The 16,468-nt window shown below is 54.7% G+C and carries 14 protein-coding genes and 1 tRNA gene; all 15 read left to right on the top strand.

Annotated features, from left to right (window positions below; all coding sequences use genetic code 11):
- The coding region (tuf, locus tag BUB13_RS18090) for an elongation factor Tu (RefSeq protein WP_072910164.1) at positions 1–1,073 on the top strand (1,073 nt) is incomplete at its 5' end.
- A 69-nt stretch (positions 1,074–1,142) separates the two neighbouring features.
- The gene (gene rpmG / locus BUB13_RS18085) at positions 1,143–1,292 is read left to right on the top strand and encodes a 50S ribosomal protein L33 (RefSeq protein WP_072910163.1); all 150 of its coding nucleotides are present in this window, start codon (positions 1,143–1,145) and stop codon (positions 1,290–1,292) included.
- A gap of 30 nt (positions 1,293–1,322) precedes the next feature.
- Positions 1,323–1,399, top strand: a tRNA-Trp gene (locus BUB13_RS18080).
- Between the two features lie 41 nt (positions 1,400–1,440).
- On the top strand, positions 1,441–1,623 hold the full coding sequence (secE, locus tag BUB13_RS18075) for a preprotein translocase subunit SecE (protein WP_072910162.1): 183 nt from the start codon (positions 1,441–1,443) through the stop codon (positions 1,621–1,623).
- 13 nt (positions 1,624–1,636) lie between these two features.
- Positions 1,637–2,170, top strand: a complete 534-nt coding sequence (gene nusG, locus BUB13_RS18070; RefSeq protein ID WP_072910161.1) for a transcription termination/antitermination protein NusG — start codon at positions 1,637–1,639, stop codon at positions 2,168–2,170.
- Between the two features lie 39 nt (positions 2,171–2,209).
- Positions 2,210–2,632 carry a 50S ribosomal protein L11 gene (gene rplK / locus BUB13_RS18065; RefSeq protein WP_072910160.1) on the top strand — a complete coding sequence of 141 codons (423 nt, stop codon included), beginning with the start codon at positions 2,210–2,212 and terminating at the stop codon, positions 2,630–2,632.
- A 25-nt stretch (positions 2,633–2,657) separates the two neighbouring features.
- Positions 2,658–3,359, top strand: coding sequence for a 50S ribosomal protein L1 (gene rplA, locus BUB13_RS18060; protein ID WP_072910159.1), 702 nt, complete (start codon positions 2,658–2,660; stop codon positions 3,357–3,359).
- Between the two features lie 169 nt (positions 3,360–3,528).
- Positions 3,529–4,047: a 50S ribosomal protein L10 gene (rplJ, locus tag BUB13_RS18055; protein ID WP_072910158.1), complete on the top strand. Its 519-nt coding sequence runs from the start codon at positions 3,529–3,531 to the stop codon at positions 4,045–4,047.
- A 56-nt stretch (positions 4,048–4,103) separates the two neighbouring features.
- Positions 4,104–4,484: a 50S ribosomal protein L7/L12 gene (rplL, locus tag BUB13_RS18050; RefSeq protein WP_072910157.1), complete on the top strand. Its 381-nt coding sequence runs from the start codon at positions 4,104–4,106 to the stop codon at positions 4,482–4,484.
- 248 nt (positions 4,485–4,732) lie between these two features.
- Positions 4,733–8,839, top strand: a complete 4,107-nt coding sequence (rpoB, locus tag BUB13_RS18045) for a DNA-directed RNA polymerase subunit beta (protein ID WP_072910156.1) — start codon at positions 4,733–4,735, stop codon at positions 8,837–8,839.
- 78 nt (positions 8,840–8,917) lie between these two features.
- A complete protein-coding gene (gene rpoC / locus BUB13_RS18040; RefSeq protein ID WP_072910155.1) occupies positions 8,918–13,072 on the top strand; it encodes a DNA-directed RNA polymerase subunit beta' in 4,155 nt (1,384 codons plus the stop codon).
- 188 nt (positions 13,073–13,260) lie between these two features.
- Positions 13,261–13,632 carry a 30S ribosomal protein S12 gene (gene rpsL / locus BUB13_RS18035; RefSeq protein WP_072910154.1) on the top strand — a complete coding sequence of 124 codons (372 nt, stop codon included), beginning with the start codon at positions 13,261–13,263 and terminating at the stop codon, positions 13,630–13,632.
- 15 nt (positions 13,633–13,647) lie between these two features.
- On the top strand, positions 13,648–14,118 hold the full coding sequence (gene rpsG, locus BUB13_RS18030) for a 30S ribosomal protein S7 (RefSeq protein WP_072910153.1): 471 nt from the start codon (positions 13,648–13,650) through the stop codon (positions 14,116–14,118).
- A 27-nt stretch (positions 14,119–14,145) separates the two neighbouring features.
- A complete protein-coding gene (fusA, locus tag BUB13_RS18025; RefSeq protein WP_072910152.1) occupies positions 14,146–16,224 on the top strand; it encodes an elongation factor G in 2,079 nt (692 codons plus the stop codon).
- A gap of 23 nt (positions 16,225–16,247) precedes the next feature.
- Positions 16,248–16,468, top strand: a 221-nt coding sequence (locus BUB13_RS18020) for a GTP-binding protein (RefSeq protein ID WP_244151916.1), incomplete at its 3' end; no start/stop codon positions are given.

Here is a 16,468-nt window from a genome sequence, read left to right as displayed (position 1 = left end):
GTTCTGGTGAAGTCAAGGCCTTCGATCAGATCGACAACGCTCCGGAAGAGCGCGAGCGCGGTATCACCATCGCCACCGCTCACGTTGAGTATGAGACCGAAGCACGTCACTATGCACACGTTGACTGCCCGGGTCACGCTGACTACGTTAAGAACATGATTACCGGTGCTGCGCAGATGGACGGCGCTATCCTGGTTGTCTCCGCTGCCGATGGCCCGATGCCGCAGACCCGTGAGCACATCCTGCTCGCTCGTCAGGTTGGTGTTCCGGCCATGGTTGTCTTCCTGAACAAGGCAGACATGGTTGACGACGAAGAGCTGCTCGAGCTGGTCGACATGGAGATTCGCGAGCTGCTTTCCAGCTACGACTTCCCAGGCGACGATATTCCGATCATTGCCGGTTCTGCTCTGGCTGCCCTTGAGGGCCGCGATGACGAGATCGGTAAAGACAAGATCATGGAACTGATGGCTCAGGTTGACGAGTACATCCCGGAGCCGGAGCGTGCTATTGATAAGCCGTTCCTGATGCCTGTCGAGGACGTTTTCTCGATCTCCGGTCGTGGTACTGTTGCCACTGGTCGTGTTGAGTCCGGTATTATCAAGGTCTCCGAGGAAATCGAGATCGTCGGTATTAAAGAGACTGCCAAGACTGTTGTTACCGGTGTTGAGATGTTCCGCAAGCTGCTCGATCAGGGTCAGGCTGGCGACAACGTCGGTATCCTGCTGCGTGGCGTGAAGCGCGAGGACATTGAGCGTGGCCAGGTTCTGTGTAAGCCGGGTTCGATCAAGCCGCACACCAAGTTTAAAGCTGAGGCTTACATCCTGACCAAGGAAGAGGGTGGTCGTCACACCCCGTTCTTCAAGGGGTACCGTCCTCAGTTCTACTTCCGCACCACCGACGTGACCGGTGTTGTGACTCTGCCTGAGGGTGTTGAGATGGTCATGCCTGGCGATAACATCGCCTGTAGCGTAGAGCTGATCACCCCGATCGCAATGGACAAGGAACTGCGTTTCGCTATTCGCGAAGGTGGCCGCACCGTCGGCGCCGGCGTCGTTAGTGAAGTCGTCGAGTAAGACTTGGAAACACTTTAGTAAGATCCACCCTCCCGACTTCGGTCGGGAGGGCATCTTGAGGAAAGCGCTATGCGTGATATCGTCACCCTCGCTTGTACCGAGTGCAAGCAGCGGAACTATACCACCACGAAAAATAAGAGAAATACTCCGGACAAGTTGGAGTTCAACAAATATTGTCGCTTCTGCCGCAAGCACACTCCGCACAAGGAAACCAAGTAGCGGGTGTCAGCGGTAAGCTGAATTTGATGCAGGCCAGTAGCTCTAACGGCTAGAGCACCGGATTCCAAATCCGGGTGTTGGGGGTTCGAATCCCTCCTGGCCTGCCAGTTTTTGTCAGAAATACCTCTTTACGGAGGCTGAGGATACGATGGGAAAAGTTAGCGAATTTCTTGCCAACGTTAAAGCAGAACTGAAAAAAGTTACCTGGCCGGCAAAGAAGGAAACCTATGCGTCGACCACGATTGTCATTGTTCTGGTTCTGTTATCCGCAGTCTTTCTGGGGGGTGTCGACATGATCCTGTCGCGCCTGATCCGTCTGGTTCTCGGGTAGTAAGGGTTATTTCATGTCGATGAGATGGTACGGCGTACATACCTATTCAGGGTATGAAAATAAAGTGAAACTCAATCTCGAAGAGCGGATCCGCTCGATGGGGGTTGAGGATCAGTTTGAAGAAGTTTTGATCCCATCGGAAACCGTGGTTGAGATGCGGAAGGGTGAGCGTAAAACCTCGACCCGGAAGTTTTTCCCCGGCTACATTCTGGTGCGGATGGAGTTGAACGACGAAACCTGGCATGTGGTGACCGGTACCGCCAAGGTAACCGGCTTCGTTGGGGGTGGGCAGAACCCGCCGGCAATCCCGGACGAAGAAGTGGCGAAGATCACGAACCGTATGGAGGAGGGCGTCGAGAAACCGAAGCCGAAGGTTGAGTTTGAAGTTGGTGAGACTGTCCGTGTTGTGGACGGCCCCTTCCTCAACTTTACCGGTCTGGTGGAAGATGTGCGCCCCGATCGTGGGACGTTGAAAGTTATGGTGAGTATCTTTGGCCGGGTCACGCCGGTTGAGCTCGAATTTATCCAGGTGGAAAAAACCAGCTGATAGAGTTGGCTGAACGTTTAGTTCGTTAAGGAGTCAGTAATGGCTAAGAAGATTATTGGACAGATTAAACTGCAGATTCCCGCTGGTCAGGCGAACCCTTCGCCTCCAGTCGGCCCCGCGCTCGGTCAGCACGGTGTCAATATCATGGAGTTCTGTAAGGCATTTAACGCCAAGACCCAGGAGCAGGCAGGTCTGATCATCCCGGTGGTCATCACTGTTTACGCTGATCGGTCTTTCACCTTCATCACCAAGACCCCGCCCGCAGCTGTCCTGCTGCTGCGCGCTGCCAAGCTGCAGAAGGGTTCCGGTGTGCCGAACAAGGACAAGGTCGGCAAGGTGACCGAAGACCAGGTTCTGGAAATTGCTCGTCTGAAGATGCCCGACCTGAATGCTTTCTCCGAGGAAGCTGCAGTTCGGACCATCAAGGGTACTGCGCGCAGCATGGGAATTGAAATCGCCTAAGCTGGCGAGTTTGTGGAGATAGATCATGGCAACAGGTAAAAATATCAAAAAAGCAAAAGAAGCGATCGATCGTTCCCAGCTGTACAGCCTTGATGAGGCGCTCGAACTGCTGAAATCCGGTGCTTTCGCCAAGTTTGACGAGACTGTCGATATCAGTGTTCGCCTCGGCGTTGATCCGCGTAAGGCTGATCAGATGGTGCGTGGCGCTGTCGTCCTTCCGAACGGCCTTGGCAAGTCGGTCCGCGTTCTGGTTTTCGCTAAAGGCGAAAAGGCTCAGGAAGCAGAGTCTGCTGGTGCTGACTTCGTCGGTGCGGACGACCTGGCTGAAAAAATCCAGGGTGGCTGGTTCGATTTCGATACCGCTATCGCATCCCCGGATATGATGGGCACTGTCGGTAAGATTGGTCGCCTGCTCGGCCCCCGTGGTTTGATGCCGAACCCGAAGGTTGGCACCGTGACCATGGATATCGGCAAGGCTGTTCAGGAAGCCAAGTCGGGTAAGATCGAGTACCGCGTCGAGAAGGCCGGTATCGTTCACGCTCCGGTCGGCAAGGTTTCCTTCGATGCGCAAAAGCTTAAAGAGAATATCGTCTCTCTGATGGACGTCCTGATCAAGGCCAAGCCTTCGGCAGCCAAGGGCACTTACCTGAAGAAGATTACGATTTCTAGCACTATGGGCCCCGGTATCAATATCGATATCCCCCAACTTCAAGCTCTGATCAAGTAATCACACTTGATTGAGATACAGGCTCAAGGTCAAAGACAGCAGGCATGATTGACATTTAATGGCTTTGCCACCTGCCGAGGCTGATGGACTTGTGACGACTTTGTCGTTCCCTTCACCTTGACTTGAGCGGGATGAATAGTCCCAGATCTTAACGAAAGGAGGAGAAACGTTGAATAGAACCGAAAAAGAACAGTTTGTTCAGGAAATGGCGGAACGTCTGCAGAATACTCCTGCGACATTTCTCGCTGACTACCGTGGTATCGACGTCGAGCAGGCCACGCAACTGCGTCGTGAACTGACTCAGGCAGGTGTCGAGTATCGTGTTGTCAAAAACAACCTGCTGAAGCTGGCTGCCAAAGGCACTCCGTCTGAAGGCCTGGCTGAATTCTGTGCCGGTCCGACCGCTATCGCCATGTCGGGTGATGACCCGGTCGCTCCCGCTAAAATTCTCAGCAAGTTCGCTAAAGAAATTGAAGCGTTCGAACTGAAGGCTGGCACTCTCAGTGGCAAAATGCTGACGGTTGCTGAAATCTCTGCGCTGGCCGATATGCCGAGCCAGGAAGAGCTGATCGCCAAGGCGCTGAGCTCGATGAATGCTCCGGCTTCCAACTTTGTTGGTGTCATGGCTGCGATTCCGCGCCAGCTGGTTCAGGTGCTCAACGCCATTGGGCAGAGCAAGGCTGCTTAACTGCAGCATAAAAACAAACAATTTTACGAATCAAAGAATAGATTTCGGAGGAAAAAATGGCTGACGTAACTAAAGAGCAAGTTGTTGAGTTTTTGAAGGGTATGACCGTTCTGGAGATGTCCGAGTTCGTTAAAGAACTCGAGGAGATCTTCGGTGTTTCCGCTGCTGCTCCGGTTGCAGTTGCTGCTGCTCCTGCTGCAGGTGGTGGCGAAGCTGCTGCTGAGAAGGATGAGTTTGATGTTGTTCTGACCAGCGCTGGTGACAAGAAGATCAACGTCATCAAGGTTGTTCGTGCTATCACCGGTCTTGGTCTCAAAGAAGCCAAGGAGCTGGTTGACGGCGCACCGAACACCGTCAAGGAAGCTGCTTCCAAGGACGAGGCAGAAGACATCAAGAAGCAACTGGAAGAAGCTGGCGCCGGCGTGGAGCTGAAGTAGTCACTTCGACCAACTGTAAAACCCTAGCCAAGGTCGCTTTGTGCGGCCTTGGCTATTGTTCATTTTCAGCCTCGGTGGCAACGCCGGGGCGGAACTGTCTGTTGGGTCAGGCTTGTCTGACCCCTGACAGCGTTTGGTTGTAATTCGGTAATTACCTGTTATAACACGGCCTTAGGGTGCTGGTGCTGGGCGTGGCAAAGAGAGTTGCCGGCTCGGACAGTCAATGATCCTGAACCGAAGGAGAAATCATGGCCTATTCGTTTGCGAATAATCCGCTTCTCAGGAAGCACTTCGCAAAGGTTAGCAATATCATAGATATTCCTAACCTCATCGATATCCAAAAAACTTCCTACAAACGTTTTCTTCAGGCGGACCTGCCTTCCTCGGCGCGTAAGCCGAGCGGACTTGAGGCGGTTTTCCGTTCTGTCTTTCCGATTCGCGATTTCAGCGATACCTGTTCCATGGAATATGTTTCTTATGGTCTGGGTACGCCTAAGTATGATGTCGAGGAATGCCACCAGCGTGGTATGACCTACGCGGCACCGATTAAGGTGAAGGTGCGTCTGGTGACCTGGGATGTGGACAAGGAGTCCGGCACTCAGTCGATCCGCGACATCAAGGAGCAGGAAGTTTATTTTGGTGAAATCCCGCTGATGACAGAGAACGGGACTTTCATCATTAATGGTACCGAGCGGGTTATTGTCAGCCAGCTGCATCGCTCCCCCGGTGTTTTCTTCAATCACGACAAAGGCAAAAGTCACTCGAGTGGCAAGATTTTGTATAACGCCCGGGTGATCCCCTATCGTGGTTCCTGGCTCGATTTCGACTTCGATCATAAAGATATTCTCTGGGTGCGTATCGACCGCCGTCGGAAGTTGCCGGCGACCGTACTGTTGAAGGCTCTTGGTTACACAACCGAAGAGTTGCTCAACTACTACTACGATCTGGAAGAAATCAAGTGGGACGGCAAAGAGTACCGCAAGGCGATCAACTACGATCTGCTTTCCGGTCAGCGCGCCAGCTGCGATGTTGTGTCGGCCAGCGGTGAGGTGTTGGTTAAAGCGAACCGTAAATTCACCCGCGCTGCTATCCGCAAGATGAAGGAAGAGAATGTTGAATCGATTCCTTTGGCAGCTGAAGGCTTGATAGGCAAGATTGTTTCCAGTGACATCGTCGATGAGTCGACTGGTGAGGTCATTCTCGAATGCAACGGTGAGCTGACCGAGGCCAAGTTGGAGGAGTTGCGCGAAAAGGGCGTCAACGAGTTCTCGATTCTGTTTATCGATAACCTCTATGTCGGTTCCTATTTGAGCGATACCCTCAAGGTTGACAAGGTGGAGACTGGAGACGATGCCATCATCGAGATTTTCCGTCGTCTGCGCCCCGGTGATCCGCCAACCCTGAAGACTGCAACGACTCTTTTCGAGAGCTTGTTCTTCAACGCTGATCGCTACGACATTTCCGCTGTCGGTCGTTTGAAGCTGAATCACAAACTCGGTCTCGATAGCCCGCTGGAGCAGTCGACCCTGACCAAGGAAGATATCCTTGAGGTGGTGCGTTACCTGATTGATCTGCGTAACGGTAAGGGCGCCATTGACGATATCGATCACCTCGGCAACCGCCGTGTGCGTGCCGTTGGTGAACTGCTGGAAAACCAGTACCGTGTTGGTCTGGTGCGGATGGAACGTGCCATCAAGGAGCGGATGAGCCTGCAGGATGTCGACAGCCTGATGCCGCACGATCTGATCAACTCCAAGCCGGTTTCTGCGGTTGTCAAAGAGTTCTTTGGCTCTTCGCAGCTGTCCCAGTTCATGGACCAGACCAATCCGCTGTCGGAAGTCACGCACAAGCGTCGCCTTTCAGCTCTCGGACCGGGTGGTTTGACGCGAGAGCGTGCTGGCTTCGAGGTTCGTGACGTTCACTCGACTCACTACGGTCGCGTCTGCCCGATCGAGACCCCGGAGGGACCGAACATTGGTCTGATTGCCTCGCTGTCGACCTATGCACGGATCAACGAGTACGGTTTCGTTGAGACTCCGTATCGTATTGTTAAAGACGGGCAGGTGACCAACGAGATCAATTACTTCTCGGCACTTCAGGAAGAAGGGCACGCCATTGCTCAGGCCAATGCCCCGATCGATGATGATGGCAAGTTCATCAACGAACTGGTCAACGTGCGTAAAGCAGGTGAGACATTGCTGCTGCCGCCAAGTGAAATCACCTTGATGGACGTTTCGCCGAAGCAGCTGGTTTCGGTTGCCGCCGCGCTGATTCCGTTCCTCGAGAACGATGACGCCAACCGTGCGCTGATGGGTTCGAATATGCAGCGTCAGGCTGTCCCTCTGCTGCGTGCCGATGCGCCGCTGGTCGGTACCGGCATGGAGCGGGTTGTTGCTCATGATTCCGGTAACTCGGTTGTCGCCCGCCATGACGGCGTGGTCGAGAACGTTGATGCCGGTCGGATCGTTGTTCAGATCGACGATGCCGATATGGATGAGACCGGAACTGGGGTCGATATCTACAACCTGCTGAAATTCAGCCGGTCGAACCAGAACACCTGTATTAATCAGAAGCCGATCGTCAAGGTTGGTGACAAGATCAAGAAGGGTGATGTTATTGCTGACGGCCCGTCCACTCAGTGGGGCGAGCTGGCTTTGGGCCAGAACGTCATGGTCGCCTTCATGCCGTGGCACGGTTACAACTTCGAGGACTCGATCCTGATCTCCGAGAAGCTGGTGCAGGAAGACCGTTATACTTCGATCCACATCGAGGAATTCGAGTGTGTCGCCCGTGATACCAAGCTGGGCAAGGAAGAGATCACCGACGATATCCCGAACCTGGGCGAAGATGCGCTGAAGAACCTCGATGAGTCGGGCATCATCCGCATCGGCGCCAGCGTCAAGCCGGGCGATATTCTGGTCGGTAAGATCACGCCAAAGGGTGAGACCCAGCTTTCCCCGGAAGAGAAGCTGCTGCGTGCTATCTTCGGCGAGAAGGCGGGCGATGTCCGCGATACCTCGCTGCGGGTGCCGCCGGGCGAAGAAGGTGTTGTTATCGGCGCCCGGGTCTTCTCCCGTAAGGGGTCCGACAAGGATGCCCGAACCGAGCAGATCGAAACCCGCGAGATCGAGAAGTTGCTCAAGGACCAGGACGATGAAATTCGTATCCTGCGCACCTCGACCCGCAACAAGATCCGTTCTCTGTTGACTGGCCTGACTTCGGCGGTCGAAATCTCTGACGAGGATGGCAACATTCTGCTGGCAGCGAAATCCAAAATCAGCCAGCAGACTTTTGATGCCGTTCCTTTCAGTCGACTGCGGGAAATTTCGGTCGTCGGCGAACCGGAGACCGAAGAAAAGGTCAGCAACCTACTCAACCGTCTGGCTGAGCGCGAGCAGCTGATTATAGCGGTCTTCGAAGATAAAATTGAAAAATGCCAGCGTGGCGATGACCTGCCGCCGGGCGTGATCAAGATGGTCAAGGTCTACATCGCCATCAAGCGGAAGTTGCAGGTTGGCGACAAGATGGCTGGTCGCCACGGTAACAAGGGTGTTCTTTCGCGCATCCTGCCGCAGGAAGATATGCCGTATATGGAAGACGGTCGTCCGGTTGAGATCGTACTCAACCCGCTCGGTGTTCCATCGCGTATGAACGTCGGTCAGATCCTCGAGACACACCTGGGGCTGGCGGCGCGCGGATTAGGAGACCAGATCCAGAAAGTGCTCAACGAGCAGTATTCAGAGAAGGCGCTGAAGGAGCAGCTCAAGGAAGCTTATCAGGACAAAGAGCTGGATGGCTTCATTGACGCGCTTAACGAAGACGACCTGAAGGTGCTGGCTCGCCGCCTTGAGCGTGGTGTGCCGATGGCCTCGCCGGTTTTCGAGGGTGTGGCTGAAGAGCAGATGAAGGCCGAGCTCGAGCGGACCGGTTTCAGTACCAGCGGTCAGATGACCCTGTACGATGGGAAGACCGGTGATCCTTTCAAAGAGAAGGTCACTGTCGGCATCATGTATATGCTAAAGCTGCATCACTTGGTCGATGACAAGATCCATGCTCGTTCCATTGGTCCCTACAGTCTTGTTACCCAGCAGCCGCTTGGTGGTAAGGCGCAGTTTGGTGGCCAGCGTCTCGGGGAGATGGAGGTCTGGGCGATGGAAGCCTACGGCGCCGCACACGCACTGCAGGAATTCCTTACCGTCAAGTCGGACGACGTGGCCGGCCGGACCCGGATCTACGAAGCGATCGTCAAGGGCAAGCATACCCTTGAAGCCGGTTTGCCTGAGTCCTTCAATGTTCTGATCAAGGAGCTGCAGGCACTCTGTCTTGATGTCGATCTGCTGGAGGAAGAGGACTGATTTAACAGTCCTTGGCTCTCGTGGCCGATAGGCCGAGTTTGTAAAAACTGAACACTCATCCTACAAGGAGGATGCGTTTTGGAAGATATTTTCAGTTTGTTTGAACGTCCGAAGGATCCGTTGAGCTTCAACGCCATCCAGCTGTCGCTGGCATCGCCGGAGAAGATCCGCGAGCGTTCTTTCGGGGAAGTTAAGAAGCCGGAGACCATCAACTACCGGACCTTCAAGCCGGAGCGTGATGGCCTGTTCTGCGCCAAGATCTTTGGTCCGACCAAAGATTACGAATGTAACTGCGGCAAGTACAAGCGGATGAAGCACCGCGGTATCGTTTGTGAGAAGTGTGGCGTCGAGGTTATCCCGAGCAAGGTCCGTCGCGAGCGCCTCGGTCACATCGACCTGGCCTGCCCGGTAGCTCACATCTGGTTCCTCAAGTCGCTGCCGAGCCGTATCGGCGCGCTGCTCGACATGACTCTCAAGGATCTGGAGAAGGTTCTCTACTTTGAGGCCTACGTCGTGTTAGACGCTGGCGATACCGGGCTGGAGCGCGGTCAGTTGCTGCCGGAAGACAAATACTCTGAGGCGATGGATGAATTCGCCGGGCAGTTTGTTGCCGGTATGGGCGCTGAAGCGATCCGTGAGCTGCTCGCCGAAATCGACCTGGTCGAAGAAGGTGAGGCCCTGCGCGTCGAGATGAAAGAGGCGACCAGCGAGGCGAAGCGGAAGAAGGTCTCCAAGCGCCTGAAGGTTATCAACTCTTTCCGCCAGTCGGGCAACCGCCCGGAGTGGATGATCCTTGAGACCATCCCGGTACTGCCACCGGAACTGCGTCCGCTGGTGCCGCTCGATGGTGGTCGTTTTGCGACCTCCGACCTGAACGATCTCTATCGCCGGGTCATCAACCGAAACAACCGTCTCAAGCGCCTGATCGAGTTGCGTGCACCGGAAGTCATTATCCGCAACGAAAAACGGATGCTGCAGGAAGCTGTTGACGCCCTGTTCGATAACGGTCGTCGCGGCCGGGCTATCACTGGCCCGAGTAAGCGTCCGCTCAAGTCGCTCTCCGATATGCTCAAAGGTAAGGGCGGTCGCTTCCGTCAGAACCTGCTCGGTAAGCGGGTTGATTACTCCGGCCGTTCGGTTATCGTCTGTGGTCCCGAGCTGAAACTGCATCAATGTGGTCTGCCGAAGAAGATGGCGCTTGAGCTGTTCAAGCCGTTCATCTACCAGAAGCTGGAAGAGAAAGGTTTCTCGACCACCGTCAAGAGCGCCAAGAAGATGGTGGAAAAAGAGAAGGCTGAGGTCTGGGACGTGCTCGAAGAGGTTATCAAGGAGCACCCGGTTATGCTCAACCGTGCGCCGACCCTGCACCGCCTCGGTATTCAGGCTTTTGAGCCGGTCCTGATTGAGGGTAAAGCGATTCAGCTGCACCCACTGGTCTGTACCGCGTTCAACGCTGACTTCGACGGTGACCAGATGGCAGTTCACCTGCCGTTGTCGATCGAGAGTCAGATCGAAGCCCGCGTGCTGATGATGTCGACCAACAACATCCTCTCCCCGGCCAGCGGCAAGCCGATTATCGTGCCGTCGCAGGATATGGTTCTGGGTCTCTACTATATGACCCGTATTCGCCCGTTCGTTACCGGTACCGGTAATGTCTTTATGTCGCAAGACGAGGTTCGTATGGCGTACGACGCCGGCGAAGCTGATCTGCAGGCAGCTATCAAGGTGCGGATGATTCCGGAGCTGGGTGCTGAAGAGCAGATCGTCGAAACGACGGTCGGCCGGGTCTTGCTGCGCGACGTTGTGCCGATGTCGATTCCGTTCTCGCATGTTAACAAGGTCATGGGTAAGAAGCAGGTTGGTGACTTGATCGATGTCTCCTTCCGCCTGGCCGGGAACAAAGAGACCGTTATCCTTGCCGACAAGATCAAGGAGACTGGTTACCGTTACTCGACACTGGCGGGTGTGTCCATCTGTCTCGACGACATGGAGATTCCGGAGTCCAAGGAAGAGCGAGTCAAGGTTGCTGCCGAGGAGGTCAAAGACATCCAGCAGCAGTACACTGAAGGTCTGATCACCGATGGCGAGCGTTACAACAAGGTTATCGATATCTGGGCCAAATGTACTGAGGATATTGCCGGAACCATGCTCGGTAATATCGCGGTCGACAAGATCAAGTCTGAGGATGGTGAAGAGGTCGAGGTTTCCTCGTTCAATGCCATCCACATGATGGCCGACTCCGGTGCCCGGGGTTCTGCTCAGCAGATTCGCCAGTTGGCTGGTATGCGGGGTCTGATGGCGAAACCGGACGGCTCAATTATCGAGACACCGATCACCGCGAACTTCCGTGAAGGTCTGACTGTTCTGCAGTACTTCATCTCGACCCACGGTGCCCGTAAAGGTCTGGCCGATACCGCACTGAAGACGGCGAACTCTGGTTATCTGACCCGTCGTCTGGTTGATGTTGCGCAGGATGCGATTATTACTGAGCAGGACTGCGATACCCTCGATGGTATTACTGTCTCCTCGCTTACTGAGGGTGGAGAGGTTATCGAGCGTCTCGGTGACCGGATACTTGGCCGGGTTGCGTTGGAGGACATCGTCGACCCGATCACCGACGAGCTGCTGGTGGAAGAAAACCAGCTGATTGATGAAGACCTGGTCGCCAAGGTTGAAGAGGCGGGTATCGAGAAGGTCAAGATACGTTCGGTTCTCACCTGTAAGAGTAAGCGTGGTATCTGCGCCCTCTGCTACGGTCGTGACCTGGCTCGCGGTCATCTGGTTAACCTTGGTGAAGCGGTTGGCGTTATTGCTGCCCAGTCGATTGGTGAGCCTGGTACCCAGTTGACTATGCGGACCTTCCATATCGGTGGTACGGCATCGCGTCGCGCTGAGCAGACAGCTCTCGAGGCACGCTTCGACGGTACGCTGAAGTTTATCAACCTGATCACGGTTGATGACACCAAGGGCATGCCGGTGGTCATGAACCGCAAAGGTGAGGTCGCAGTTGTCGACAGCACCGGGCGTGAGAAGGAACGTTACGCCGTTGTTTACGGTGCTCACCTGACCCGTCAGGAGGGCGGGGAGGTCAAGGCGGGTGACGTCTTGGCTGAGTGGGACCCGTACACTGTGCCGATCATCACCGAGGTGGGTGGTACCGTCCACTACGGCGATATCGCCGAGGGTATCACCATGGAAGAGCAGGTCGACGAAGTCACCGGTCTCTCCCGTAAGGTTGTCACCGAGGCGAAGTCGGCTGACAAGCGTCCGCGTGTCACCCTGAAGGGTGAAGACGGCAAAACGGCTAAATTGCCAAATGGTGCCCCGGCCCGTTACATGCTGCCGGTTGGCGCTAACATCTCCGTCGAGGAGGGTGCCGAGATTCACGCTGGTACCATCCTGGCGAAGATCCCGCGTGAAACGACCAAGACCAAGGATATTACCGGTGGTCTGCCGCGGGTTGCCGAGCTGTTTGAGGCGCGTAAGCCGAAAGAGGTCGCCGTTATCTCCGAGATCGACGGTGTTGTCTCCTTCGGTAAGGACTCCAAGGGTAAGCGCAAGATTATCGTGACCCCGGAGTTCGGCGAGCCGGTCGAATACCTGATTCCAAAGGGTAAGCACATTTCGGTTCACGAAGGTGACTATCTGCGTGCCGGGGAGGAACTGGTTGACGGTTCCAGTAACCCGCACGATATCCTGCGTGTTCTTGGTAGCAAGGAGCTCTCCAAGTACCTGGTCGACGAGGTACAGGAGGTTTACCGCCTGCAGGGTGTCAAGATCAATGATAAGCACATAGAGACCATTGTTCGCCAGATGCTGCGTCGAGTTCAGATTAAAGAGGTTGGTGATACCAACTTCCTGACTGACGATCAGGTCGAGCGCTGGATCTTCGAAGAGGAGAACGAGAAGGTCATGGCTGAAGGTGGCCAGCCGGCGATCGGTGAACCGATCATGCTCGGCATCACCAAGGCGTCGCTCTCGACCGAATCGTTCATCTCGGCGGCTTCCTTCCAGGAGACCACCAAGGTTCTCACTCAGGCAGCGATTCAGGGCAAGGTCGATTCGCTGCGTGGTCTCAAGGAGAACGTCATTATGGGCCGCTTGATCCCTGCCGGTACCGGCGTTGCCAAGTACCGGGCAGCAGAATTGATGACGCCCGAACCGGAGGTCAAGTTGGAAGAACCGATAGAAATAGATGAGTCGGAAACGGAGCTTTCCGAAATGGATGAATAGAGTGGTACGAAGGCCCCTGATTCAGGGGCCTTCTTGCTGCATAAGTAGTAATTTTTGCGTAAGAAAAAAGAGCTTGACAAAGGTAAGGTCGATTGATAATCTCTGCGGGTTTTTTCCCCTGAGAAAGACGCATAAATCAAGCTGAGCTTAGGCAGGCTTAATATTAAAGAGATTTGGGAGATAGTTAGATGCCAACAATTAACCAGCTGATTCGTAAAGGGCGCAAGAAGAAGGTCACCAAGTCGACCGCGCCTGCGCTGAAGAATTGCCCGCAGAGACGTGGAGTCTGTACCCGTGTTTACACCACGACTCCCAAGAAGCCGAACTCAGCGTTGCGTAAAGTAGCCCGGGTCCGTCTGACCAATGGTATTGTCGTCACTTCCTATATTCCTGGTGTTGGCCACAACCTGCAGGAGCACTCCGTGGTTCTGATTCGTGGCGGCCGGGTAAAGGATTTGCCGGGTGTTCGTTATCACATCGTTCGCGGTACTCTCGACCTCGCTGGGGTTAAGGACCGTAAGCAGGGCCGTTCCAAGTACGGTGCCAAGCGCCCGAAGTAATAGGAAGAGGACGTTATGCCTAGAAGAAGAGAAGTACCTAAGCGCGTTATCCTGCCTGATCCGAAGTTCCACGATCAGCTGGTTGCAAAATTCGTCAACAACGTCATGGTTGACGGCAAGAAGAGCACTGCTGAGCAGATCGTTTACGGTGCTTTTGATCTGGTTGCTGAGCGTACCGGCAATGATCCGCTGGAAGTCTTCAAGACTGCCATGGAGAACGTGCGTCCGGTGCTTGAGGTTAAGTCTCGCCGTGTTGGTGGTTCGACCTACCAGGTTCCGGTTGAGGTTAGCCCGTCCCGTCGTACTGCCCTGGCAATGCGCTGGTTGGTGACCTATGCCAAGGGGCGTAGCGAGAAAACCATGCGCGAGCGTTTGGCTGGCGAGTTCCTGGATGCTTTTAATAACCGCGGTTCTGCTGTCAAGAAGCGTGAGGATACGCACCGCATGGCTGAGGCAAACAAGGCCTTCGCTCACTACCGCTGGTAAGCCCAGACGTAAGTTCAGGAGAAAGTTGTGGCTCGCAAGGTTGCATTGGAAAAAACCCGTAATATCGGGATTATGGCTCACATCGACGCCGGTAAGACGACGACGACTGAGCGGATTCTCTACTACACGGGTGTTTCGCATAAAATTGGTGAAGTTCATGATGGCGCAGCTACTATGGACTGGATGGAGCAGGAGCAGGAGCGTGGTATCACTATTACCTCGGCTGCGACGACCTGTTTCTGGCGTGAGCACCGGGTCAATATTATTGATACTCCGGGACACGTCGACTTTACCATTGAGGTTGAGCGTTCACTGAAGGTTCTCGACGGCTCTGTGGCTGTTTTCTGTTCGGTTGGCGGTGTTGAGCCGCAGTCGGAAACTGTCTGGCGTCAGGCTGATAAGTACAACGTTCCGCGGATCGCCTTCATCAATAAGATGGACCGGACCGGTGCCAACTTTCAGAACGGCGTCGATATGATCCGTGATCGTCTCGGTGCCAACCCGCTGCCGCTGCAGTTGCCGATCGGTGCTGAGGAGAACTTCCGTGGTCTGGTTGATCTGGTCACCATGGAAGCGATCGTCTGGGACGATGAAACCATGGGCGCCAAGTACGACGTCATCGATATTCCGGCTGATATGGCTGACGATGTCGAGATGGCTCGCGAGGCGCTGCTGGAAGAGATCTCTTCTCACGACGATGAGTTGATGGAGAAGTATCTCGGTGGCGAAGATCTTACGCTTGATGAGATCAAGGCTGCGATCCGTAAGGGTACTCAGGATCTCAACTTTACTCCGGTTCTTTGTGGTAGTGCATTTAAGAACAAAGGCGTCCAGACTCTGCTTGATGCTGTTGTCGACTACATGCCGTCGCCGCTCGACGTTCCGGCTATTAAGGGTATCCACCCGGATACAGGTGAAGAAATAGCGCGTCCGGCAGCTGACGATGCGCCGTTCGCCTCACTGGCATTCAAGATTATGACCGACCCCTTCGTTGGTCAGCTCAGCTTCTTCCGGGTTTATTCCGGTGTTGCCGAGTCGGGCTCGACTGTAGCCAACTCGACCAAGGGCAAGAAAGAGCGTTTCGGCCGTATCCTGAAGATGCATGCCAATAAACGTGAAGAGATCAAACAGGTCTATGCCGGCGATATCGCTGCTGCTGTTGGTTTGAAGCATACCACCACAGGTGATACACTGTGCGACCTGAACAACCAGGTTATTCTCGAGTCGATGGAATTCCCGGAGCCGGTTATTCACCTCTCCGTTGAGCCAAAGACTAAGACCGACCAGGAAAAAATGGGCGTTGCCCTGCAGAAGTTGCTCTCGGAAGACCCTTCCCTCGGTGTTCGCACCGACGAAGAGACCGGTCAGACCATTCTCTCCGGTATGGGGGAGCTGCACCTTGACGTTATCGTCGACCGGATGAAGCGTGAGTTCAAGGTTGAGTGTAACGTTGGTGCGCCGCAGGTTGCTTACCGCGAGTCGATCACCAAGACCGTTGAGGTTCAGGGTAAGTTCGTCCGCCAGTCAGGTGGTCGCGGTCAGTATGGTGACTGTTGGCTCAGACTGGAGCCGGGCGAGCCGGGCGATGGTTTCACTTTTGTTGACGAGATTAAGGGCGGCGTTATTCCGCGTGAATACATCCCGGCTGTTGGTAAGGGTGCTGAAGAGGCTTCCGAGCAAGGTGTTCTGGCCGGCTTCCCGATTGTCGACGTTAAGGTTACCTGTTACGACGGTTCTTACCACGATGTTGACTCCTCGGAGATGGCATTTAAGATCGCCGGTTCGATGGGCTTCAAGGAAGGCGCCAAGAAGGCTGGCCCGACTTTGCTCGAGCCGATCATGGCTGTCGAGGTTGTGGTGCCGGAAGAGTATATGGGTGATGTAATCGGTGACCTGAACAGCCGTCGTGGCCGGGTCATGGGTATGGAAGCCCGCGGTGCTGCTCAGGTTGTTAACTCCCACGTGCCGCTGTCGAGTATGTTCGGTTATGCGACCGATCTGCGTAGCGCAACCCAGGGGCGCGCGACCTATACAATGACTTTTGATCATTATGAACAAGTACCCAAGGCGATCGGTGACGAGATCATCGCCAAGGTCAACGGTTAAGGCCGGAAAAGAGGAGACGAATCATGTCCAAGGAGAAATTTGAGAGGACAAAGCCGCACGTCAACATCGGGACCATCGGTCACGTTGACCACGGCAAGACCACTCTGACTGCAGCAATCACCAAGGTTCTGGCAGAAGCTTCCGGTTCCGGTGAAGTCAAGGCCTTCGATCAGATCGACAACGCTCCGGAAGAGCGCGAGCGCGGTATCACCATCGCCACCGCTCACGTTGAGTATGAGACCGA

The sequence above is a fragment of the Malonomonas rubra DSM 5091 genome, from assembly GCF_900142125.1.
Taxonomy (GTDB): Bacteria; Desulfobacterota; Desulfuromonadia; order Desulfuromonadales; family Geopsychrobacteraceae; genus Malonomonas; species Malonomonas rubra.
This window is presented reverse-complemented; position numbering and strand designations above follow the sequence as displayed.

What these genes read in the sequence shown, in the direction of transcription:
- rplK (WP_072910160.1), top strand. Translation starts at nt 2,210, where the DNA reads ATGGCTAAGAAGATTATTGGACAGATTAAACTGCAGATTCCCGCTGGT.
- rpoB (WP_072910156.1), top strand. Translation starts at nt 4,733, where the DNA reads ATGGCCTATTCGTTTGCGAATAATCCGCTTCTCAGGAAGCACTTCGCA.
- secE (WP_072910162.1), top strand. Translation starts at nt 1,441, where the DNA reads ATGGGAAAAGTTAGCGAATTTCTTGCCAACGTTAAAGCAGAACTGAAA.
- rpsL (WP_072910154.1), top strand. Translation starts at nt 13,261, where the DNA reads ATGCCAACAATTAACCAGCTGATTCGTAAAGGGCGCAAGAAGAAGGTC.
- rpsG (WP_072910153.1), top strand. Translation starts at nt 13,648, where the DNA reads ATGCCTAGAAGAAGAGAAGTACCTAAGCGCGTTATCCTGCCTGATCCG.
- nusG (WP_072910161.1), top strand. Translation starts at nt 1,637, where the DNA reads ATGTCGATGAGATGGTACGGCGTACATACCTATTCAGGGTATGAAAAT.
- rplL (WP_072910157.1), top strand. Translation starts at nt 4,104, where the DNA reads ATGGCTGACGTAACTAAAGAGCAAGTTGTTGAGTTTTTGAAGGGTATG.
- rpmG (WP_072910163.1), top strand. Translation starts at nt 1,143, where the DNA reads ATGCGTGATATCGTCACCCTCGCTTGTACCGAGTGCAAGCAGCGGAAC.
- rplA (WP_072910159.1), top strand. Translation starts at nt 2,658, where the DNA reads ATGGCAACAGGTAAAAATATCAAAAAAGCAAAAGAAGCGATCGATCGT.